We start from the raw sequence: 17,331 nt of genomic DNA on the forward strand, positions 1-17,331 counted from the left end.
GGCAGCTCCACCTCGCGCTCGCCGAGGCCGACGACGCGCCCGAGCGCGCGCTCGCCACCGCGTACGAAGCGGTCCGGCGCGCCCGCAGGTTCGCCACCGCGTCGGCGATCGGGCAGGCGCTGCGGATCACCGCGGAGGTCGCGTCGGGCTCCGCGCGCATCAAGCTCCTCGAGGAGTCCGTCAGCCACCTGGAGCGGTCGCCCGCGGCGTACGAACTCGCCTGTGCGCTGGTCTGCCTGGGCGCCGAACTGCGCCGCACCGGCCGCCCCAAGGACGCCGCCGACCCCCTCTACCGCGGACTCGACGCGGCGGTCCAGTGCGGTGCCGACGGCCTCGTCGAGCGGGCCCGTGACGAGCTGGCGGCGGCAGGCCTGCGCCCCCGGCTGCTGCACAGCACCGAGACGGACACGCTCACCGCGCGCGAGCGCGCCGCCGCGGCGCTCACCGCCCGCGGCGAACCGGCCGCCCGCGTCGCCGAGGAGCTGCACACCGACGAGGCGGCCGTCATCCGGCTGCTGTCCGCCGTGTACCGGAAAGTGGGAACGGACCACTCCGGTCTTGCCGCCGCGCTCGGCGCCCCATCACCCCCGCTGACCTCGCGCTGAACGCGAGCCCGCCCCGAAACAGCCGCGTGCGGACCGGCGCCGCCCCCGCGCCGACAAGCACCGCGGGCCACGTACCATTGCCGCATGTCCTTCCTCCGCCGCCGCAGCTCCGCCACTCCCGCTGGCCCGGACTTCGATGTCCTTGCCATGGACCCGGGTGACTGGCCCGGCAATCTCGGCGCGGGCCTGCTGCCCGCCCCCGACGGCAGCTGCCAGGGCGTCTTCCTGCGCTACGACCTCTTCGGCGGGCGCGGCCCCGCGATGATCATCGGCAATCTGCCCGAGGGCTCCCCGGCGCGCGAGATCGCCGACGACGAGGTGCCCTTCGAGGTGGCCCAGCTGATGCTCGCGCTGGAGAACGACGAGGAGATCACCGTCGTCACCACCGAGGACATGCCGGTGATGCAGGGCGACAACCTCCTCATCGTGCGCCGCCTCAAGCTCTCCGAAAGCCGCATCTCCTGCGTGCAGTTCGACCGCAGCGACGGCGTCCTGGTCACCATCGCCGCCTGGGACCGGCCGATCACCGACGATCTGTACGCCCTCCTGAAGCCGCTGCCCGCCGAGCTCTTCCAGCAGGGCTGACCCACCCGTCACCATCGCTCACCACCGCGGACCACGTACCCACCCCTGCTGCCGTAGGGGTGGGTTTTGTCATGTGCCTTGCCAGGCCAGTCATCGGACTTTTAACGTGACCGGTCATGACTCCCGGGATCTCGCGAAGAACCACGATGAAGTCCGCCGTCGGCGGAGCAGCCGTTCTGGCATCGGGCGGAGGCCTGCTCACCGGTACCGCGGCTGCGGCCGAGGAACGGCCTGACGGGCGCGATACCTCCGATGAATCCCTGCTCTGGTACGCCGCGCCTGCCGCTGACTGGGAGCGTGAGGCCCTCCCCATCGGCAACGGCGCACTCGGCGCCATGGTCTTCGGCACCCTCGCATCCGAGCGGCTCCAGTTCAACGAGAAGACCCTGTGGACCGGCGGCCCCGGCTCCCGCGAGGGCTACGACCACGGAAACTGGCGCGAGGCCAGGCCCGGAGCCCTCGACGAGGTGCGGGCGGAGCTGGACGAGAAGGGCGGGCTCAGCCCCGACGCGGTCGCCGCCGAGCTGGGCCAGCCCCGGCGCGGCTACGGCGCCCACCAGACCTTCGGCGACCTGCACATCGACATGGCGGATGCCCCGGCCACGCCCGACGCCACCTACCGCCGCGCCCTCGACCTCCGCACGGGCCTCGCGACGGTCACGTACACCCACCAACAGGTCCGCCACGAGCGGGAGTTCTTCGCCTCGTACCCAGACGGCGTGCTCGTCGGACGCCTCACCGCCGACCGCCCCGGAAGCGTCAGCTGCACCCTGCGCCACACCTCGCCCCGCGCCGACTTCACCGCGAAGGCGGACGGCGACCGGATCGCCGTACGCGGTGAACTCGCCGACAACGGCCTGAAGTTCGAGGCGCAACTGCGCGTCGTGCACCAGGGCGGCACCCGCACGGCGAACGCGGACGGCAGCATCACCGTCACCGGCGCCGATCACGTCTGGTTCGCGCTCGCCGCGGGAACCGACTACGCCGACACCTACCCCGACTACCGCGGCGACGACCCGCACGCCGACGTCACCCGCACCGTCGACCAGGCCGTCGCCAAGGGCCACGGCGCGCTCCGCGCCCGCCATCTGCGCGACCACGGCGACCTGTTCGGCCGCGTCGCCCTCGACATCGGCCAGTCGGCACCCGCGGACGTCCCGACCGACCAGCTGCTCAAGGGCTATGGGGGAGGGGCGAGCCCGGCCGACCGCGCCCTCGAGGCTCTCTTCTTCCAGTACGGGCGCTACCTCCTCATCGCCTCGTCCCGCGCGGGCTCGCTGCCCGCCAACCTCCAGGGCGTGTGGAACAACAGCACCAACCCGCCCTGGTCGGCCGACTACCACACCAACATCAACCTCCAGATGAACTACTGGCTCGCCGAGGCCGCGAACCTCGCCGAGACCACCGCTCCGTACGACCGCTTCGTCGAGGCGCTGCGCGCGCCGGGACGGCGCACCGCCAAGGAGATGTTCGGCTCGCGGGGCTGGGTGGTGCACAACGAGACCAACCCCTACGGCTTCACCGGCGTCCACGACTGGTCGACCGCCTTCTGGTTCCCCGAGGCCGCCGCCTGGCTCACCGCGCAGCTCTACGAGCACTACCGCTTCGGCGGCTCCACGGAGTACCTCCGCTCGACCGCCTATCCGGCGATGAAGGAAGCCGCCGAGTTCTGGCTCGACAACCTCCGCACCGACCCCCGCGACGGCACCCTCGTCGTCACCCCCAGCTACTCGCCCGAGCACGGCGACTTCACAGCCGGCGACTCCATGGCCCAGCAGATCGTCCACGACCTGCTCACCAACACCCTGGAAGCCGCCCGCGTCCTCGGTGACTCCGCCGCCTTCCGCGCCGAACTCGACAAGACCCTCGGCAAGCTCGACCCCGGACTGCGCGTCGGGTCCTGGGGCCAGCTCCAGGAGTGGAAGACCGACGTGGACGACAAGACCGACGACCACCGGCACGTCTCCCACCTCTACGCCCTGCACCCCGGACGCCAGATCCAGCCGGGCAGCAAGTGGGCCGACGCCGCGAAGGTCTCCCTCACCGCGCGCGGCGACGGCGGCACCGGCTGGTCCAAGGCGTGGAAGGTCAACTTCTGGGCGCGGCTCCGCGACGGCGACCACGCGCACAAGATGCTCGGCGAGCAGCTCAAGTCCTCGACGCTGCCCAATCTCTGGGACACCCACCCGCCGTTCCAGATCGACGGCAACTTCGGCGCCACATCGGGCATCGTGGAGATGCTCCTGCAGAGCCAGTTCGACGTCATCGAGGTCCTTCCCGCACTGCCCGCGAGCTGGCCCTACGGATCGGTGCGCGGCCTGCGGGCGCGCGGCGGGGCGCGCCTCGACGTCGAGTGGTCGGGCGGACGTGCCACGCGCATCGTGCTCACCGCGTCGCGCACCCGCGAACTCACCGTGCGCAGCAGCCTGTTGAAGGGCGGCGAGAAGACCTTCAAGGCGCGGGCCGGACAGCGGTACGTCTTCGACTGACCGATCCCACCCGGGCACACCAGCCCGCCGGTACACATGTCAGGGCCGGGCCCGCCCCCACGCGGACCCGGCCCCGACAGCCTCGGCGGCTCTAGGAGCCCGAAGGCACCACCCGCACGTCGGCCGCACGGACATACGCCACACGGTGCCCGAACTGGACCTCGTAGTACGTGTCCTTGCCGCGCACCACCTTGTGCGGCGCGGTGTCGAACGTCGGCGCGTAGAAGTACTCGCCGGGCACCTTGTCGCCGATCGCGTACTGCTGTCCCGCCAGGAGCTTGTACGGCAGCGGCGTGACCGGCTGCACCGGGACACCCGCCGGGTACGCCTCCTTCTCCGGGTAGGCACGCCCGTACACCGGGATCTCCTTGGCGTCGCCCTTCGGCGTCACCACGAGCCCCGCCGCGTCGACTGCGGTCGGCTGCTTCTTCGGGTTCTTGAACCAGGCCTTCTGGCCCAGGTACCAGACGGCGGTCCAGTCGCCCTTGCGGTCGGCGACCGCGTACTGCTGGCCGGTGGAGAGCCGCGCGCCCGTGTCGTTCACGCCGATCGTCGATTCGCCGCCACCGGGCCGCAGGCCGATGTCCTTGACGAGGGGCGCGTCGTCACGCGGCTCGGTGTGGACGCGCACCGCGGCCGAACCGTGCGGCACGCACTTCTCGCCGGGCTTGACGCAGCCCGTGTACTCCGGCCGGTTCTTGGAGTACGTGGGCGCCACCGTCACCAGACCGCCGTTCGGGCCCGCCGTGCGCTTGAACGGCTTGCCCATCAGCGTGAAGTAGTGCTGCCAGTCCCAGTACGGTCCTGGGTCGGTGTGCATGCCCGCGATCGTCGACGGCAGCGTGCCCGGCACGTTGTCGTGGCCGATGATGTGCTGGCGGTCCAGCGGGATGTCGTACTTCTTCGACAGATACTTCACCAGGCGCGCCGACGAGCGGTACATCGCCTCCGTGTACCAGGTGTCGGGCGCGGTGAGGAATCCCTCGTGTTCCAGGCCGATCGACTTGGAGTTCACGTACCAGTTGCCCGCGTGCCAGGCGACGTCCTTGGCCTTCACGTGCTGGGCGATGTGGCCGTCGGTGGAGCGCAGGGTGTACTGCCAGGACACGTACGTCGGGTCCTGCACCATCTTGAGGACGCCTTCCCAGCGCCCCTCGGTGTCATGGATGACGATCGTGTCGATGCTCTGGCTCTTGGGCCGGTCCGACAGGTCGTGGTTGCCGTAGTCGTCGTTGCCTTGCGGGTCCTTGAACTCCTCGTACGGAGCCGGGATCCACTCGCACGACACGGTCGACGGGCACTCGGTCTCGCCCTTCGGGGCCTTCCGCAGTCCCATGCCCCGCACCTGCGCGGCATCCGGCTTCAGGCCGTCGACCGCGGTGAGCGCCACGTGCTGCCCGGAGTCCGTGGTGCGCGACTGCCCGTCGTGGATGACGGCGAAAACATCATTGGCGTACGTCGCCGCGGTGGCCTGGTCGTCCGCGCCGGAGAAGCGGGCGATCGCGCCGTACCAGTCGGCCGGGTCCTCGCTCAGTGGCTTGCCGAGCTTCTTCTGCGCGGCGGCGAGCAGGGCGGCGCCGCCGCGTACGTTGGCGGCCGGGTCGGTGCGCAGCTTCTCGGCGGAGAGCCCGCTGACTTCGGCGGCGCGGGGCAACGTCTTGAGCCGGGCGGGCAGTTGGGAGTTCTTCGGCACCTCGGCCGTGAACTCCTCCGGCTTGAGGACGCCGCGGGACGCGTCGCCGCGCGGGTCCTCATCGCCCTCGCTGTGGTGCGGGGCGCCGGCGACGGCGGTGCGCGCGTCGGTGAGGTGCATCGGGCCGTAGCCGCCGGTCACGCTCGGCGCGCCGCCGTGCGCGTCCCAGCGGGACTGCAGATAGGACACTCCGAGCAGCACGCTCTGCGGTACGCGGTATTCGGCGGCCGCGGCGGCGAAGGCCCCCTGCAGTCCCTCCGACGGGGCCCGGCCGGGAGCGCCGGACGAGGGCGTGGCACCGAGCAGCGGAAGCAGCAGACCGGCGGAGACAAGGGCGCCCGCGGCCCTGACGGCGCGTCTGCGCGCGGCAGGGGTGCGGGCGGTGGCGGATCCTCGCAATGCAGCCTCCTGGGACGGTGAAGCGTGATGGGGCGTGCGGGGCCGGGCGTGCGTCAGTGGTACCGGCTCTCCGACGATCCGTCAATCATGCTCAGGAGAAGGGATTTCCCATGTCAGCGCCGGTTCCGGCGGGTTTCGCCCCGGCAGGCCGCACGGCCTGCGACGCGTCAGTGGATTGGACCAATGAGCAGCACGAACACCACGCCGACCGGTGTGCGGACCACCTGGGACGCCAGAGGTCCGGTCCACCTGTTCGGGGGATGCGTACGGCATCTTCGGCCGCTCTCAGGGCAACTGCGCTGCGGATCAGACGAAGCGGCGCACAAAGGTCAGTGCGGTGTCCGCGACCTCCTGCCAGCGGCTGTCGATCGTCAGGGCGTGGTCGCGGCCGGCCATCTCCGTGATCTCGGTGACGCCGGAGTTCTCCCGCTGTTTTTTGTACGCGCCGTTGGCCAGTGCCCACGGCACGGCGTTGTCCTTCTCGCCGGAGATGATCAGGAGGGGGCCGCGCCGGGGGTTGCGGCAGTCGACCTTCATCTCCGTCCGGGGGTTGATGTTGGCCGCGGCTGCCTGGAAGGGCGGTGCGCACGGGGCCGGGACCGCGTACGTCTCGTAGAGTTCCCTGGCTTCCTGCTCGCTGACGGCGTTGGCGTAGGCGTAGCGGAACTGCTCGAAGGTGAGCGGCAGTGCGCGCTTCCGGTTGGCCGGGTTGGCGATGATCGGGCGCAGGGAGCGCAGCGTCGACAGGGGCAGTGCCAGGATGCCGCGGAACGGCACCGGGTCGATCGCCACCGAGGCGGCGGAGAGGCCGCGCCCCGCGAGGATCTGGGTGAGCAGGCCCCCGACGGAGTGCCCGATGACGGCCGGTTTGCGCTCCAGGCCGTCGATCAGTCCCGCCAGGTGGTCGGCGATCCGCCCGACGGTCTTGCCCGCGAGCGCCTCGGGGCGCCGCCTGGCCTCGGCGACCGTCTCCGCGTCGTCGGGCCAGGACAGGGCGACGGGTGCGTATCCGGCGGCCTCGAAGTGGGCCGTCCACGCGTCCCAGCTGCTGGGCAGCATCCACAGACCGTGCACGAACACGACCGGAACGCGCTCGGTGGCGGCGTTGGCGCGGTCGATCTGCTGTGCGTCATTGAGGGACATAGACTGAAGTTACGGGCACAACTGCCTATGCGGTATAGGGGAGTTGTGGGTATGGCCGGTGTTGCATGCTGCTTGTCCTGTCTGCGCGGACCAGGGTGTGTGCGCTGGGGCTGATGCTTCTCGGTGCCCTCGCGTCCGACGCCGCTCCTCAGCGCGCCGTGCCCGCCAGGGCCCGGTCCACCTGTCGCGGGGACAGCGCGTGCTCGACCGCGAGGATGCCCGCACCGATCGCCGCCGCGTTCTCACCGGTGCGGCTCGGCTCGATCCGCAGCACATGGGTGGCCAGCGGATGCGAACGGCGGTACACCGCTTCCCGTACGCCCGCGAGGAGTTGGTCATGGACGGCGGCCAGCGCCCCGCCGACCACCACCGTGTCCGGGTTGAAGAAGTTCACCAGGCCCGCGAGCACCTCGCCCACCGCACGGCCCGCCTCGCGCACCATGCGTACGGCATCGCGGTTGCCGGACTTCACCAGCGCCACGACATCGCTGCCCGAGGTCGCCCGCAGGCCGAGCTCGGAGAGCTTCCGGGCGATGGCCGCACCGCCCGCCACCGCCTCCAGGCAGCCCGAGTTGCCGCACCGGCAGGGCTCCTCGATGTCGCCGACCCGGATGTGTCCGATGTCGCCCGCACTGCCCTGCGCGCCCCGGTGCAGCCGGCCGTCGGCGACGATGCCGCAGCCGATGCCCGTGCCCACCTTGATGTAGAGCAGATAGCGCGTGTCGGGGAAGGCGCGGCGCTGCTCGGCGAGCGCCATCACGTTCACGTCGTTGTCGACGAGGGCCCGCGGGCCGAACCGCTCGGCGAAGAACTCCGGGATGGGGTACTGGTGCCAGCCCGGCATGATCGGCGGATCCACCGGGCGGCCCGTCGAGAACTCCACGGGCCCGGGCACCCCCACCCCGATGGCCTGCAGTGACTCGGGGTCCCGCGCCGCCTCATCGAGCAGTGTGTGCAGGGTCCGCTCGACGTGGCCGAGCACCTCCCGCGGGCCGTCAGCGATGGACAGCGGATCCTCGCGCAGGGCGAGCATCTCGCCGCCGATGTCCATCAGGGCGACCCTGCAGTGCGAAGCGCCCAAGTCGACGCCCGCCACGGCGTGTTCGCGCGTGCGCAGGCGGAGGCGGCGCGGTGGCCGACCGCCCGTCGACCCGCCGTCCGCCTCCTCGGTGAGGAAGCCGTGCGCGATCAGCGCGTCCACCCGCTGCGACACCGTCGACCGCGCGAGCCCCGTCACGCGGGCGATGTCGGCGCGGGTCTCCGCCGCTCCCGTGCGGAGCAGGGCGAGGACTTCGCCGGGTGACGACGTTACGGAAACGGGGTGATCCGGCGCTCCAGACATGGCAGCCACCATAGGGACGAGTTTCGCTGCTCACAAGGCCGATGGTGTTCGACGTTCGACCTAAGTCACCGTCAACTCCCTTGCTGCGAAAGCTGCTTGAGCCCTTGACAGGTCAAAGCTCCCTCATCACATTGCTCTGCAGACCGCTGCCGAAGGAGCCGAGGGTGCAGGCGATGCAGGCGACGCAAGAGATGTTGGCGATGCGCGGGGTGTCCAAGAGTTTTCTCGGAGTGCGTGTGCTGCACGGCGTATCGCTCGACCTCGCCGCGGGCGAGGTGCACGCGCTCGTCGGCGAGAACGGCGCCGGCAAGTCCACCTTGATGAAGGTCCTCGCGGGCGAACACGTCCCGGACGAGGGCAGCATCGTGCTCGACGGAACGGAGCATTCCTTCAGCCATCCCGCGCAGGCCCAGGCCGCCGGGATCGGCATCATCCACCAGGAGTTCGCGCTGCTCGCGCACCGCACGGTCGCCGAGAACGTCTTCCTCGGCCGCGAACCGACCCGCTACGGCCTCGTCGACCGCCGCGCGATGGAGGCCCGCACCGCCGAACTCCTCGCCGAGGTCGGCGTATCGGGCATCACGCCGCGCACGTACATCCGCGATCTGTCGGTCGCGAAGCAGCAGACCGTCGAGATCGTCAAGGCGCTCGCATCCGACGTCCGCGTCCTGGTCATGGACGAGCCGACCGCCCCGCTCGCCGACCACGAGGCGGGCCTCCTGCACGACCTCGTGCGCCGCCTCGCGGGCCGTGGCCTCGGCATCCTGTACATCTCGCACCGCCTGCGGGAGGTCTTCGAACTCTCGCAGCGGATCACGGTGTTGAAGGACGGCCGCCACGTCACGACGGTGCGTACCCGGGACACCGACACCGACCAGGTCGTACGCGCCATGGTCGGCCGGGAGCTGAGCGCCTACTACCCGCCGCGCGCCCACCCCGACGACATCGGCGAGGTCTGCCTCACCGTCACCGGCGGCGGCAACGACCGGCTCCACGGCATCGACCTGACGCTGCGCGCCGGCGAGGTCACCGGCATCGCGGGCCTGGAGGGCTCAGGCCGTACGTCCCTGGCGCGGGCCCTGTTCGGAGCGGCGCCGTTCACCGGCGGGGCCATGACGGTGAGCGGCGAACCCCTGCGGCCCACCAGCCCGCGGCAGGCCATCCGAGCCGGGATCGCCCTGGTGACCGAGGACCGCAAGGCCGAGGGGCTCGCCCTTCGTCAGTCCGTGCGCGACAACGCCCTGCTCGTGACCCGTGCCGTCCCTGCCCGTGGGGGGCCGCCCGCCGCCCGCGAACTCACCGCACTCCTGGAGCGGGTGCGGCTCCAGGCGCGCGGCGAGGACCAGCAGGCCCAGTACCTCTCCGGCGGCAACCAGCAGAAGGTCGTCATCGCCAAGTGGCTGGCCGCCCGCCCCCGCGTCCTGCTCTTCGACGAACCGACCCGGGGCGTCGACGTGGGCGCCAAGGCCGCCATCCACACCCTCGTCCGCGAACTGGCCCGCGAGGGCATCGCCGTCCTGATCGTCTCCTCCGAACTGCCCGAACTCATCGGCATGAGCGACCGCATCCTCGTCATGTCCGAAGGCCGCATCGCCGGTGAACTGCCGGCGGGGGCCGCCGAGGAGGACGTCATGCGGCTCGCCACGAGCGCCCCGTCGGCAGACGCAGACGCAGACGCCGGCGCCGCCCCGTCCGGAGAGGAGCCCGCCGCGTGAGCGGTACTACAGGCACCACCGGCACCACCGGCACCACCGTCGCGCCACCGCCCGCCGTGAAGACCCGCGCCCCGAGCCGCAGCAGGCTCACCGATCCCGCCGTCGGCGTCTGGCTCGCGGCCGGGGCCGTCACCGCGCTCGGCTGGATCGTGGTCGCCGCGCGCGGCGGCGACTTCCTCACGCTCTCGAACGTCGTCGGCATCCTGCAGAACTGTGTCGCCCTCGGCCTGGTCGCCGTAGGCCAGACCGCCGTCATCCTCACCGGCTCCCTCGACCTGTCGGTGGCGTATCTGATCAGCCTGGGCACGCTCGTCGCCGCCACCACCATGGAGGACGGCAGCGTCGTCACCGCGGTGCTCGCCGTCCTCGCCCTGTCGGCTGCCGTCGGACTCGCCAACGGCCTCATCGTCACCGGGCTCAAGGTCAACGCGTTCATCGCGACGCTCGGCACCGCGTTCATCCTGCGCGGCTGGATCGAGGACAACTACACGGGGCCTGCGGGCAAGGTCCCCGCCTCCTTCCAGCATCTGGGCTACGACCGGATGGGCCCGATTCCCGTGTCGCTCTTCCTGCTCGCCGCCGTCGCCGCCGCGATGTGGCTGATCACCCGGCGCACCCGCTTCGGGCACCATCTGTACGCCACGGGCGGCGACGAACACGCGGCCCGGCTGTCCGGCGTCCGCACCCGGCGCACGATCATCGCCGCACACGTCCTGTGCTCGCTGTGCGTGGGCGCCGCCGCCCTCTTCCTCGCCTCACGGCTCGGCGCGGGCGCCCCCTGGGCGGGCACCGAGGCGCGCTACGACCTGGAGTCGATCGCCGCCGTCGTACTCGGCGGCACCGTCCTCGCGGGCGGGCGCGGGGGAGTGTCGGGCACGCTCGGCGGGGTCCTCGTGCTCGCCGTGCTCGACTCCGTCTTCAACCAGCTCAGCGTTGACCCGTTCTTCAAGAACGTCGTACGCGGCGTCGTCATCATCGCTGCCGTCGCGATCTATGCCCGGCGTGGCAGCAGGAGGTCCGCATGAGCAGCCAGACGGCCAAGACGGATCGGGCGGCAACAGTCGCCCCGTACAAGCGAGTCGTACGTTCCCTCGGTACCGGCGCCCCGGTCTATGCCCTCCTCGTCGTCCTGCTCGTCGCGCTCGCCGCCACCGACCCCGGCTTCTACGAACCCGACCGCTTCCTCGCCTTCGTCAAACGCGCCGCGCCCCTCGTGATTCTCGCCGCCGGGCAGTATCTGGTCATCGTCTGCGGCGAGTTCGACCTGTCGGTCGGGGCGATCGTCACCGCGGGTGTCGTCGCGGCGGCAGAGGTCTACGGTTCGTTCCCGGAGGCGCCCTGGCCGCTCATCACGGCCGGACTGCTGCTCGCGGGGGCGGTCACCGGCCTCGTCAGCGGGCTGATCACCACGCGCCTGAGAGTGCCCTCCTTCATCACCACACTCGGCATGATGCTGATCCTGGAGGGCGCCGTCTTCTTCTGGACGGGTGGCTCCCCGCACGGGCAACTCTCCGAAGGATTCCGCCAGATGGGGCGCGGCACCGCCATGGGCTGGCTGCCCTGGGCGGTACTCGCCTGCCTCGTCGCGGGCTTGGTCGCCGTCCTGCTCATGCGCTCCGACTTCGGCCGTACGTTGATCGCGACCGGGGACAGCGAACGCGCCGCCGCCCTGGCGGGAGTGCGCGTGCACCGCGCCCGCGTCATCGCCTTCGTCCTGTCCGGCGCGGCGGCGGCGCTCGCCGCGGTCCTCGTCGGCGGCTTCTCCGGGGTCTCCGCGCAAGCGGGCCGTGGCTACGAGTTCGAGGCGATCACCGCGGTGGTCCTCGGCGGGGTCGTGCTCGGCGGCGGCCGGGGCAGCGTGGTCGCCGCGATGGCGGGCGCCTTCTCGTTGCAGGCCCTGTTCACGCTGCTCAACCTGCAGGGCGTATCGGGCGCCCTGGAGTCCACCGTCCAGGGCGTCATCGTCATCGCCGCCGTCGGGCTCGGGGCCGCCGACTGGTCCCGGCTGCGCCGCCGTCGTACCCACTCCTCGGGAGGCAGACCCTCGTGATGCACATCAATCCGAACCGCGGACGCGCGCAGCACCGGCGCAGCCGCATGCTCGCGCCCGCTGTCGCCGCACTCCTCGCGGGCGCCCTGCTCACCTCCTGCTCCAGCGACACGCCACCCGACTCGCCCGCGGGGGCCTCGCAGACCGGCGGGTCCGACGACAAGGCCGGCGACAAGCCCTCCAAGTTCTTCGAACAGGCCGAGTACGACCGCCAGTTGAAGCTCGGCAAGGAGACCCCGCAGGGCCCGGCCGCCAAGCCCTGGGAGCAGATGCTCGAACCGAAGATGACCGACACCGCCCAGTACAAGAAGAAGGGCTCGGGCGGCACCCACCTCTGCTTCTCCAACGCCGGTGTCTTCAACCCCTGGCGCCAGGTCGGCCTGAAGAACATGAAGGCCGAGGTGAAACTCCACGAGGAGATCAGCGACTTCACCGTCCTGGACGCCCAGGGCAAGGACGACAAGCAGATCTCCGACATCCAGGAGCTCGCGGGCAACAAGGACTGCGACGCGCTCATCGTCTCGCCGAACACCACCGCCACCCTCACCCCCGCGGTGAAGGAAGCCTGCGGCAAGCTCCCCGTGATCGTCTTCGACCGCGGCGTGGAGACCGACTGCGCCGTCACCTTCGTCAACCCCATCGGCGGCTACGGCTACGGCGCGGTCGCCGCCGACTTCCTCGTCGACAAGGTCAAGCCCAAGGGCAAGATCCTTGCCCTGCGCATCTCGCCCGGCGTGGACGTCCTCGAAACCCGCTGGTCGGCGGCGAAGCTGGCCTTCGACAAGAGTGAACTCGACGTCGTGGACGCCAAGTTCACCGACGGCGACCCGGCCAAGACCAAGTCGATCGTCTCCGACGCGATCTCCCGGCACGGCTCCATCGACGGCGTCTGGATGGACTCGGGCGCCACGGCCGTAGCCGCCGTCGAGGCCTTCGAGGACGCGGGCGTCGACGTACCGCCGATCACCGGCGAGGACCAGCAGGACTTCCTCCAGGCGTGGAAGGACAAGAAGCTCACTGCCATCGCCCCCACCTACCCGACCTTCCAGTGGCGCACTCCGGTCATCGCGGCCCTGCGCATCCTGGACGGAAAAGAGGTCCCCAAGGAGTGGAAGCTGCCGCAGCCCACGGTCACGCAGGCCAACCTGGACGAGTACCTCCAGGAGGGCATGCCGCCGCTGCACTACGCGATGTGCGGGTGTCAGGAGATGCCGGGCTTCCCGAAGGACTGGGGCAAGAAGTGACGTACACCGCCTGGCAGTTGGGCGCGAACCCCTGGATCTGGCACTCGCCGGTCACCACCGAGGTGCTCGGCGAGACGCTGCCCCGCCTCGCGGCCTGGGGCTTCGACAGCGTGGAGCTGCCCCTGGAGCAGCCCGACGACTGGGAGCCCGCGGCGGCGGTCAAGCTCCTCGACGCCACGGGACTGGCGCCCGCGGCCGTCGTCGCCGTCATGCCCGATGAGCGCAACCTGGTCCGCGCGGACCAGGGCACGCTGCGCGCCACCCAGGACTATCTGCGCCGGTGCGTCGACGCGGCCCACGCGATCGGCGCTCCCGTAGTCGCGGGCCCCGTCTACGCTGCGGTCGGCCGCACCTGGCGGATGGACCGGGCCGCGCGCGCGGCGGCGTACGAGGAGTGGCGCGAGCACATCGCGCCGGTCGTCGAGTACGCGGCACGCGCCGGTGTCCGTATCGCCGTCGAACCCCTCAACCGCTACGAGACGAGTCTGTTCAACACCGTCGCGCAGACCCTGGAGGGCCTGGCGGGCCTGCCCGAGGAGTCGATAGGCGTCGCCCTGGACACGTACCACCAGAACATCGAGGAGCACTCCCTACCGGAAGCGGTCCGCACGGCGGCGGGCCGCATCGCCCATGTCCAGGTGTGCGCCAACGACCGCGGCGCCCCCGGCGCCGACCACCTCGACTGGCCCGGCTTCCTGCGCGCCCTGAGCGAGTCCGGCTACCGGGGCGCGCTCTGCATCGAGTCGTTCACGGCCCACAACGACGCCATCGCCGTGGCCGCCTCCGTCTGGCGGCCCCTCGCGCCCACCCAGGACGCGCTCGCGACCGACGGGCTCGGCTTTCTGCGCCGGACCGTGGCCGCCCTCTGACATCCGGCAATCCCGCACGTCCGTCCGTCCTTCCCAGAAGAGAGGACCAGCCCATGGGCTGTCATGAACGTGACATAAGAGTGCGCGACGCAAGAGGCGTACGAAGAGCGGTGATCGCTCTACTCTCGGCGCTGCTGCTCGCCGTCGGGTTCCTGCCCGCCACGTCGAGCGCCGCCGACAAGGCGCCCGCCTTCCGCGCACTGCTCTTCACCAAGGCCGTCGGCTACGTCCACGACTCCATCCCGGCCGGCGTCCAGATGGTCAAGGAGCAGGCCGCGGCGAACAACTTCGAGGTCGTCGAGACCGCCGACGCGACGGTCTTCGACGACGCGAAGCTCAAGGACTTCGACGTCATCATCATGCTGCAGAACTCCGGCATGGTCTGGGACACCGAGGCCCAGCGCGACGCCATGAAGGCGTACGTGAAGAGCGGCAAGGGCGTCGTCGCCCTGCACAACACCCTCGACATGGGCGTCGAGGACTCCTTCCCCTGGTGGGACGACCTCATCAACGCCGGTGCCCACATGCCCGCCCACTCACCGGGCGTCCTGAAGGGCACCGCCAAGGTCGCCGACCGCGCCCACCCCTCCACCAAGGGCCTTCCCGAGCGCTGGGAGCGCCCGGAGGAGTGGTACAACTTCGACAAGAATCCCCGTGGTGACGTGCACGTCCTGGTCACCGCCGACGAGACCACGTACGACCCGGGCGGCTCCAAGATGGGCGCCGACCACCCCATCTCCTGGTGCCGCAACGCCGAGGGCGGCAAGGTCTGGGCCACCGCCATGGGCCACGACAAGGCGTCGTACACCGAGCCCGCCTTCCGCGAACACGTGCTCGGCGGCATCAAGTGGGCCGCGGGCAACAAACCCGGCGACTGCGGCGGCACGGTCTGGTCCGGCTACGAGAAGACCGCGCTCGACGACAACACCGCCGACCCGATGGAGCTGGACGTCGCCAAGGACGGCAAGGTCTTCTACGTCCAGCGCAGCGGGGAGGTGAAGATCTTCGACCCCAAGAGCCACTCGACCTCCACGGCAGGCAAGCTCGACGTCTACACCGGCGGCGAGGACGGCCTCGTCGGCATGGAACTGGACCCGAAGTTCGCCACCAACCGGTGGATCTACCTCTACTACGCACCCGCGGGCGCCAAGGAGGACGTCAACCGGCTCTCCCGCTTCACGGTCAAGAAGGACAACACCCTCGACCCGGCGAGCGAGAAGAAGCTCCTGGACGTTCCCGCCTACCGCGACCGCACCTTCCCCGAGCCCGGACACACCGGCGGCGCGGTCGAGTTCGGCCCGAACGGCACCCTCTACCTCGGCGTCGGCGACGACGTCCCGCCCAACCTCGACCCCAACTGGCAGGGCTACGCCCCGCTCGACTGGCGCGAGGGCAAGCAGATGCTGGACGCCGCCCGCACCGCCGGCAACACCAACGACCTGCGCGGCAAGATCCTGCGCATCAAGCCCACCGACTCTGGCGGCTACACCATCCCCAAGGGCAACCTCTTCGCCAAGGGCACCGCGAAGACCCGCCCCGAGATCTACGCGATGGGCTTCCGCAACCCCTTCCGCTTCACCGTCGACCCCAAGACGGGCTATGTGCACGCCTCCGACTACGGCCCCGACCGCGGCGCGCCCGAGACCAACCGCGGCCCGGAAGGCCTCGTCGAGTACAACGTCATCAAGAAGGCGGGCAACTTCGGCTGGCCCTTCTGCCACGGCAACAACCAGGCGTACGCCCCCTACAACCCCGACACCCAGGAAGTCGGCGCCAAGTTCGACTGCGCCAAGCCCACCAACCCCTCACCGAACAACACCGGTCTGAAGGACCTGCCGACGATCTCGCAGCCCGAGATCTGGTACGGCTACGGCGAGTCCAAGGAGTTCCCGGAGATGGGCGCGGGCGGTTCGGCGCCGATGAGCGGCCCCGTTTACCACTACGACCCCAAGAACCCCTCCAAGACCAAGTTCCCCGCCTACTTCGAGGGCGCGAGCTTCTTCTACGAGTGGGCCCGCGACTCCGTCAAGGAGATCCGCTTCGACAAGGACGGGAAGCTCCTGAAGATCAACGACTTCCTGAAGTCGGCCAAGTTCGCCAAGCCCATGGACATGACCTTCGGGCCCGACGGCTCGCTGTACGTCCTGGAGTGGGGCAGCGAGTTCGGCGGCGGCAACAACGACTCCGGTCTCTACCGCATCGACTACGCCCAGGGCCAGCGCACCCCGCTCGCCCAGGCCAAGGCCTCCGCCACCAACGGCCCGACCCCGCTGAAGGTCGACTTCTCCAGCGAGGGCAGCAAGGACCCGGACGGCGACCCGCTCACCTTCGCCTGGGACTTCAACGGCGACGGCACCTACGACTCGACCGAGGCCAGCCCCTCCCACACGTACGACACCAAGGGAGACTTCAACGCCCAGCTGAAGGTCACCGACTCCACCGGTAAGTCCGGCTACGCCAACGTGCCCGTCACGGCGGGCAACACGGCGCCCAAGGTGAAGGTCGAGACCCCGGTCGACGGCAAACTCATCGAGTTCGGCGACAAGATCCCCTACAAGGTCACGGTCACCGACCCCGAGGACGGCACGATCGACTGCTCCAAGGTCACCGTCAACCCGGCCCTCGGCCACGACGACCACGAGCACCCCACCACCGACATCCCCGGCTGCGAAGGCACCGTGGACACCGGTGACCTGGGCGGCCACCCCGAGGGCGCCGACCTCACCTACGTCCTCAACGCGAAGTACACCGACAAGGGCGGCGACGGCGTCAGCGCACTCACCGGCTACGGCCGCTCCGTCATGCACCCCAAGCACAAGCAGGCTGAGTACCACGACGACCAGTCAGGAACCCGCATCGTCTCCCAGGAGGGCGCCGAGAACGGCAAACGCATCGGCGACGTCAGTGACGGCGACTGGATCGCGTACAGCCCGATGAGTGTCGAAGGCGTCAGCAAGGTCAGCTACAAGCTGTCATCGCCGTACGGCGTCGGCTCGATCGAACTGCGCGCGGACACCCCTGACGGCAAGCTGCTCGCCACGACACCCGTCCCCAACACCGGGGGCTGGGACACCTATCAGGCCACACCGGACGTGCCGGTCGAAGCCCTGGCAGGCACCCACAAGCTGTACGTGGTCTTCAAGTCGACACAGAACAATTCCTTCGACCTGGATGCGGTGCAGTTCACCACGTCATAG

11 protein-coding genes and 1 pseudogene are annotated in these 17,331 nt (G+C 70.4%); 9 read left to right on the forward strand and 3 right to left on the reverse strand.

Annotated features, from left to right (window positions below; translation table 11 throughout):
• The 3 genes and pseudogenes from ABD378_RS30040 to ABD378_RS30050 all read left to right on the forward strand — a co-directional run.
• Nucleotides 1–605, forward strand: a pseudogene (locus tag ABD378_RS30040) (ATP-binding protein); the annotation flags it as partial.
• 84 nt (nucleotides 606–689) lie between these two features.
• Nucleotides 690–1,190, forward strand: coding sequence for a hypothetical protein (locus ABD378_RS30045; protein ID WP_249591745.1), 501 nt, complete (start codon nucleotides 690–692; stop codon nucleotides 1,188–1,190).
• Between the two features lie 146 nt (nucleotides 1,191–1,336).
• Nucleotides 1,337–3,679 (forward strand): glycoside hydrolase family 95 protein, encoded by a 2,343-nt coding sequence (locus ABD378_RS30050; protein ID WP_344525841.1) that lies wholly within the window; start codon nucleotides 1,337–1,339, stop codon nucleotides 3,677–3,679.
• A gap of 91 nt (nucleotides 3,680–3,770) precedes the next feature.
• On the opposite strand, the gene ABD378_RS30055 is transcribed toward ABD378_RS30050, so the two are convergent.
• The 3 genes from ABD378_RS30055 to ABD378_RS30065 all read right to left on the reverse strand — a co-directional run bounded on the left by ABD378_RS30055 (nucleotide 3,771) and on the right by ABD378_RS30065 (nucleotide 8,256).
• The gene (locus tag ABD378_RS30055) at nucleotides 3,771–5,771 is read right to left on the reverse strand and encodes an N-acetylmuramoyl-L-alanine amidase (protein ID WP_344525843.1); all 2,001 of its coding nucleotides are present in this window, start codon (nucleotides 5,769–5,771) and stop codon (nucleotides 3,771–3,773) included.
• A gap of 306 nt (nucleotides 5,772–6,077) precedes the next feature.
• Nucleotides 6,078–6,914, reverse strand: coding sequence for an alpha/beta hydrolase (locus tag ABD378_RS30060; RefSeq protein WP_344525845.1), 837 nt, complete (start codon nucleotides 6,912–6,914; stop codon nucleotides 6,078–6,080).
• A 148-nt stretch (nucleotides 6,915–7,062) separates the two neighbouring features.
• Nucleotides 7,063–8,256 (reverse strand): ROK family transcriptional regulator, encoded by a 1,194-nt coding sequence (locus tag ABD378_RS30065; RefSeq protein WP_344525847.1) that lies wholly within the window; start codon nucleotides 8,254–8,256, stop codon nucleotides 7,063–7,065.
• Between the two features lie 191 nt (nucleotides 8,257–8,447).
• Here ABD378_RS30065 and ABD378_RS30070 point away from each other — a divergent pair, with 191 nt between their 5' ends.
• The 6 genes from ABD378_RS30070 to ABD378_RS30095 are packed head-to-tail and all read left to right on the forward strand — an operon-like array spanning nucleotide 8,448 to nucleotide 17,331.
• Nucleotides 8,448–9,971, forward strand: coding sequence for a sugar ABC transporter ATP-binding protein (locus ABD378_RS30070; protein ID WP_344526061.1), 1,524 nt, complete (start codon nucleotides 8,448–8,450; stop codon nucleotides 9,969–9,971).
• Nucleotides 9,968–10,996: an ABC transporter permease gene (locus ABD378_RS30075; RefSeq protein WP_386546109.1), complete on the forward strand. Its 1,029-nt coding sequence runs from the start codon at nucleotides 9,968–9,970 to the stop codon at nucleotides 10,994–10,996. The genes ABD378_RS30070 and ABD378_RS30075 overlap by 4 nt, the downstream gene beginning before the upstream one ends.
• Nucleotides 10,993–12,021, forward strand: coding sequence for an ABC transporter permease (locus tag ABD378_RS30080; protein ID WP_344525849.1), 1,029 nt, complete (start codon nucleotides 10,993–10,995; stop codon nucleotides 12,019–12,021). The genes ABD378_RS30075 and ABD378_RS30080 overlap by 4 nt, the downstream gene beginning before the upstream one ends.
• Before the next feature lie 47 nt (nucleotides 12,022–12,068).
• Nucleotides 12,069–13,265, forward strand: coding sequence for a substrate-binding domain-containing protein (locus ABD378_RS30085; protein ID WP_344526065.1), 1,197 nt, complete (start codon nucleotides 12,069–12,071; stop codon nucleotides 13,263–13,265).
• Nucleotides 13,262–14,134: a sugar phosphate isomerase/epimerase family protein gene (locus ABD378_RS30090; RefSeq protein WP_344525851.1), complete on the forward strand. Its 873-nt coding sequence runs from the start codon at nucleotides 13,262–13,264 to the stop codon at nucleotides 14,132–14,134. Before ABD378_RS30085 ends, ABD378_RS30090 begins: the two co-directional genes overlap by 4 nt.
• A 53-nt stretch (nucleotides 14,135–14,187) precedes the next feature.
• A complete protein-coding gene (locus ABD378_RS30095; protein WP_344525853.1) occupies nucleotides 14,188–17,331 on the forward strand; it encodes a ThuA domain-containing protein in 3,144 nt (1,047 codons plus the stop codon).

It is taken from the genome of Streptomyces rectiviolaceus, assembly GCF_039533825.1.
GTDB classification, from domain to species: domain Bacteria; phylum Actinomycetota; class Actinomycetes; order Streptomycetales; family Streptomycetaceae; genus Streptomyces; species Streptomyces rectiviolaceus.

Coding starts and splice junctions, on each gene's coding strand:
- ABD378_RS30050 (WP_344525841.1), top strand. CDS start 1,337: ATGAAGTCCGCCGTCGGCGGAGCAGCCGTTCTGGCATCGGGCGGAGGC.
- ABD378_RS30085 (WP_344526065.1), top strand. CDS start 12,069: ATGCTCGCGCCCGCTGTCGCCGCACTCCTCGCGGGCGCCCTGCTCACC.
- ABD378_RS30045 (WP_249591745.1), top strand. CDS start 690: ATGTCCTTCCTCCGCCGCCGCAGCTCCGCCACTCCCGCTGGCCCGGAC.
- ABD378_RS30060 (WP_344525845.1), bottom strand. CDS start 6,914: ATGTCCCTCAATGACGCACAGCAGATCGACCGCGCCAACGCCGCCACC.
- ABD378_RS30095 (WP_344525853.1), top strand. CDS start 14,188: ATGGGCTGTCATGAACGTGACATAAGAGTGCGCGACGCAAGAGGCGTA.
- ABD378_RS30080 (WP_344525849.1), top strand. CDS start 10,993: ATGAGCAGCCAGACGGCCAAGACGGATCGGGCGGCAACAGTCGCCCCG.
- ABD378_RS30065 (WP_344525847.1), bottom strand. CDS start 8,256: ATGTCTGGAGCGCCGGATCACCCCGTTTCCGTAACGTCGTCACCCGGC.
- ABD378_RS30070 (WP_344526061.1), top strand. CDS start 8,448: ATGTTGGCGATGCGCGGGGTGTCCAAGAGTTTTCTCGGAGTGCGTGTG.